The 3,910-nt window shown below is 74.9% G+C and carries 4 protein-coding genes; 3 read left to right on the forward strand and 1 reads right to left on the reverse strand.

Features of this window, described 5'->3' with window-relative positions:
• From rsmI to HGA02_RS12600, 3 genes are all read left to right on the forward strand, one after another.
• The coding region (rsmI, locus tag HGA02_RS12590) for a 16S rRNA (cytidine(1402)-2'-O)-methyltransferase (RefSeq protein ID WP_168679303.1) at positions 1-633 on the forward strand (633 nt) is incomplete at its 5' end.
• Positions 634-762: 129 nt separating this feature from the next.
• Positions 763-2,529: an ATP-binding cassette domain-containing protein gene (locus HGA02_RS12595; protein ID WP_168679304.1), complete on the forward strand. Its 1,767-nt coding sequence runs from the start codon at positions 763-765 to the stop codon at positions 2,527-2,529.
• Positions 2,530-2,627: 98 nt separating this feature from the next.
• On the forward strand, positions 2,628-3,062 hold the full coding sequence (locus HGA02_RS12600) for a MarR family winged helix-turn-helix transcriptional regulator (RefSeq protein WP_168679305.1): 435 nt from the start codon (positions 2,628-2,630) through the stop codon (positions 3,060-3,062).
• Between the two features lie 86 nt (positions 3,063-3,148).
• Here HGA02_RS12600 and HGA02_RS12605 read toward each other — a convergent pair whose 3' ends face one another.
• A complete protein-coding gene (locus HGA02_RS12605) occupies positions 3,149-3,739 on the reverse strand; it encodes an isochorismatase family protein (protein WP_168679306.1) in 591 nt (196 codons plus the stop codon).
• Positions 3,740-3,910 lie beyond the last annotated feature (171 nt).

A 3,910-nucleotide genomic window follows, 5' to 3' on the forward strand; every position in this document is an offset into this window, starting at 1 on the left:
CTGCTCGAGGTCGTCGCGGGCGGCGGGACCGTCGTGGTCGTGACCTACGCGGGGATGCCCGCGGTGTCCGACCCCGGGTTCCGCGTCGTGACGGCCGCCGTCGCGGCGGGCCTCCCCGTGACCGCGGCGCCCGGGCCGAGCGCGGTGCTCACGGCCCTCGCCCTGTCCGGCCTGCCGACGGACCGGTTCTGCTTCGAGGGCTTCCTGCCGCGCAAGCCGGGGGAGCGGGCGCGTGCGCTCGCCGACCTCGCCGACGAGCGGCGGACGATGGTGTTCTTCGAGGCGCCGCACCGGCTCGACGACGTGCTCGACGCGATGGTCGAGGCGTTCGGCGCCGAGCGGGCCGCCGCGGTGTGCCGCGAGCTGACCAAGACGTACGAGGAGGTCCGGCGGGGTCCGCTCCGCGAGCTGGCGGCGTGGGCGCACGAGGGGCAGGTGCGCGGCGAGATCGTCGTCGTGGTCGGCGGTGCGGACCGCCCGCAGGCGGCGTCGACGGCGGACCTGGTCGCGGAGGTGCTCGCGCGGGCCGACGCGGGCGAGCGGCTCAAGGACGCGGTCGCGGAGGTCGCGACGGCCGCGGGCGTCGCGAAGCGTGACCTGTACGCCGCGGCTCTGGCCGCCCGCTCCCGCTGACCGGACCCGCAGCCCGCTCCCGCTGGCCGAGGGCGTCCGCTCCTGCGCGCGACATCGACGTCGCGTGCCCGAGGGAAAATCGCACGTCGTCCAGCGCGATCGCGGGTCGAATCGTTACGATGGGCGCTCGTGACCGCACCCCTCGAGGACACGTACGACGGCGCGCACCCCGTCCGCACGCTCGTCGGCCTCTACTCCGGCCAGCGCCGCCGCCTCGCGGCCGCCGCGCTCGCGTTCGCCGCCAAGCACTCACCGATCTGGGTCATCCCCGTCCTCACAGCCGACGTGATCGACGTCGTCGTCGACCACCGCCCGCTGCACGACCTCTGGTGGGCGGCCGCGCTCATGCTGCTCGTCGTCGGGCAGAACCTGCCGATGCACTGGCTCTACGTCCGCGCGTTCTCGGTCGCCGTCCGCACGGTCGAGACGAACCTGCGCATGGCGCTGTCCCGCCGCCTCCAGGAGCTGTCGATCGGCTACCACCGCCGGGTCAGCGCCGGCGTGCTGCAGGCGAAGATCGTGCGCGACGTCGAGAACGTCGTGGAGAGCAGCCGGCAGGCGTTCGACTCGGGCATGTCGGCGACGACGACGCTCGTCGGCGCGGTCGTCGTCACCGCGGTGCGCGTCCCCGAGTTCCTGCCGGTGTTCGCGCTCGCGGTCCCGGCCGCCGCGGGGCTCGTCGTCGCGATGCGCCGGCGCATGACCTCGCACAACGCCGCGTTCCGCGCCGAGGTCGAGCAGATGTCGGCCCGCGTCAGCGAGATGACGCACCTGGTCCCGATCACGCGCGCACACGCCCTCGAGCGCGACGAGCTCGACCGGATGGGCGCGACGCTCGTGGGCGTGCGCGACGCGGGCATCCGGCTCGACGTGACGAACGGCTGGTTTGGCGCGCTGTCGTGGATCCTCATGCAGATGCTGTCCGTCGGCTGCCTCGTCGGTGCCGCGTGGGTCGCGTGGAACGGCATGTTCGACCTGTCCGCCGGCGACGTGACGATGCTCTCGAGCTACTTCGTCGCCCTCACGGGCGCGGTGACCGCGCTGATGACCATCGCCCCGATCGTCACCAAGGGGCTCGAGTCGGTCCGGTCGATGGGCGAGGTCCTGACCGAGCCCGACCTCGAGCGCAACGCGGGCAAGGCGACGGTCGACGACGTGCGCGGCGAGGTCGTCTTCGACGGCGTGCGGTTCGCGTACGACGACGCCCCCGACGAGCCCGCGGTCGACGGCCTCGACCTGCACGTGCGCGCGGGCGAGACGATCGCGCTCGTCGGCCCGTCCGGGTCCGGCAAGTCGACCGTGCTCAACCTCGTCATCGGCTTCCTCGCGCCCACGGGCGGGCGCCTGCTGCTCGACGGCCGCGACATGGCGACGCTCGACCTGCGCACGTACCGCCGGTTCCTCGCGGTCGTGCCCCAGGAGTCGCTGCTGTTCGAGGGGACCGTGCGCGACAACGTCACCTACGGCAGCCCCGACCTGTCCGACGACGCGGTGCTCGCCGCGCTGCGCGACGCGAACGCGCTCGAGTTCGTCGAGCAGATGGGCGGGCTCGACGCCGTGATCGGCGAGCGCGGCGCGCGCCTGTCGGGCGGTCAGCGGCAGCGGCTCGCGATCGCGCGCGCCCTGGTCCGCGACCCGCGCGTGCTCGTGCTCGACGAGGCCACGTCCGCGCTCGACACCGCGTCCGAGCGGCTCGTGCAGGAGGCCCTCGGGCGTCTCATGGCAGGCCGGACGACGTTCGTCGTCGCGCACCGGCTGTCCACGATCCGGGGCGCCGACCGCATCGCGGTCCTGCGCGACGGCCGCCTCGTCGAGATCGGCACGCACGCCGACCTGGTCGCCGCCGGCGGCGCGTACGCCGCGCTCGACGCGCAGTCCGCCCCGCCTGCCGCCTGAGCGGCCCGACCTGCCCCGCGTCTCCCGGACCGACGTCCGACGTGACGCGCGGCGTGCCGACGGGCACTATCGGGAGAGGACCAGGTGGGGAGGATCCGATGTCGCAGGCGCGCCCGATCGGCTACTGGGTCAAGCTCGTGGACCGGCTGCTCGAGGTCGGCCTCGACGCCGAGCTCGCCCGGGACGGCCTGACCCGACGGCACTGGCAGGTGCTGTCGGTGGTGCGGGAGGACGGGCCGGTCGACGAGCTCGCGGTCGCGCGGGCGCTCGCACCGTTCGACACCGCGGCCGGGGAGCCCGTCGGCACCGCCGAGCTCACGCTGCTCGTGTCGCGCCGGTGGGTCGTCCGCGACGGTGGCGGGTACGTGCTCACCGACGACGGGCGCGACCACGTCGCGGCGCTCGCCGAGCGGGTGGCCGGGTTCCGCGAGCGCATCGCGGAGGGCGTCACGGCCGACGACTACGCGACCACGCTCGCGGTCCTCCAGCGCGTCGCGACCAACCTCGGGTGGGCGTCGCAGGACGAGGACTGACCGCCGCCACCCCGAGGACGCGGTCCGCCGTCAGAGGCCCGACCGCGACGAGCGCGGTGCCCGCCCTCGGAGGTCCCTGCCCGCCCTCAGAGGTCCGACGACGCGACGAGCTCCGCGCCCGCCGCGCGCATCTCCTCGCGTGCCGCCGCGCCGAGCTCCGCGGTGACCGGCGCGGTGAGGTCGGTCAGCACACGCGTCCGCAGGCCGAGCCCGACGGCGTCGATCGCGGTCGACCGCACGCAGTGCGACTCGGCGAGCCCGACGACGTCGACGTCGGTGATCCCGCCGTCGGACAGGATCTGCGCGAGCCCGCGGCCCTCGCCGTCGACGCCCTCGAAGCCCGAGTACGCGGCGGCGTACTGGCCCTTCTTCACGCTGGCCTCGGGGACGATCGCGGACAGCGCGGGGTGCAGGTCGGCCTCGGCCGTCCCCGCGACGCCGTGCGGCGGCCACGTGTCGACGTAGTCGGGCTCGTCGCTGAAGTGCGCGCCCGGGTCGACGTGCCAGTCCTGCGTCGTCACGACGAGGTCGTACCGCGCACGGTGCTCCGCGATGTAGAGCGCGATGTCGCGGGCGACCGCGTTGCCGCCCTCGACGGGCAGTGCGCCGCCCTCGCAGAACGTGGGCTGCACGTCGACGACGACGAGTGCCCGGCGCGTCGGTTCCGCGGTGCTCATGGTGACCTCCTCGTGCGCTGACGTCCGGCGTCCAGCCTCGCACGCGGGGTGGCGGGCGGCACGGGTGCGTGCTCGTCTGGGGCATGACCTCCACCGGGCCACGCACCCCGCACCGACGATCGCTGCACGGTCGCGACGGGTGCGCCGCGCGCGACGGGGGCGCCCCGCGCG

The sequence above is a fragment of the Cellulomonas septica genome, assembly GCF_012396155.1.
Taxonomy (GTDB): Bacteria; Actinomycetota; Actinomycetes; order Actinomycetales; family Cellulomonadaceae; genus Cellulomonas; species Cellulomonas septica.

Bases quoted from the DNA above. Each gene is read 5' to 3' on its own strand.
- HGA02_RS12600 (WP_168679305.1), top strand. From the start codon at position 2,628: ATGTCGCAGGCGCGCCCGATCGGCTACTGGGTCAAGCTCGTGGACCGG.
- HGA02_RS12605 (WP_168679306.1), bottom strand. From the start codon at position 3,739: ATGAGCACCGCGGAACCGACGCGCCGGGCACTCGTCGTCGTCGACGTG.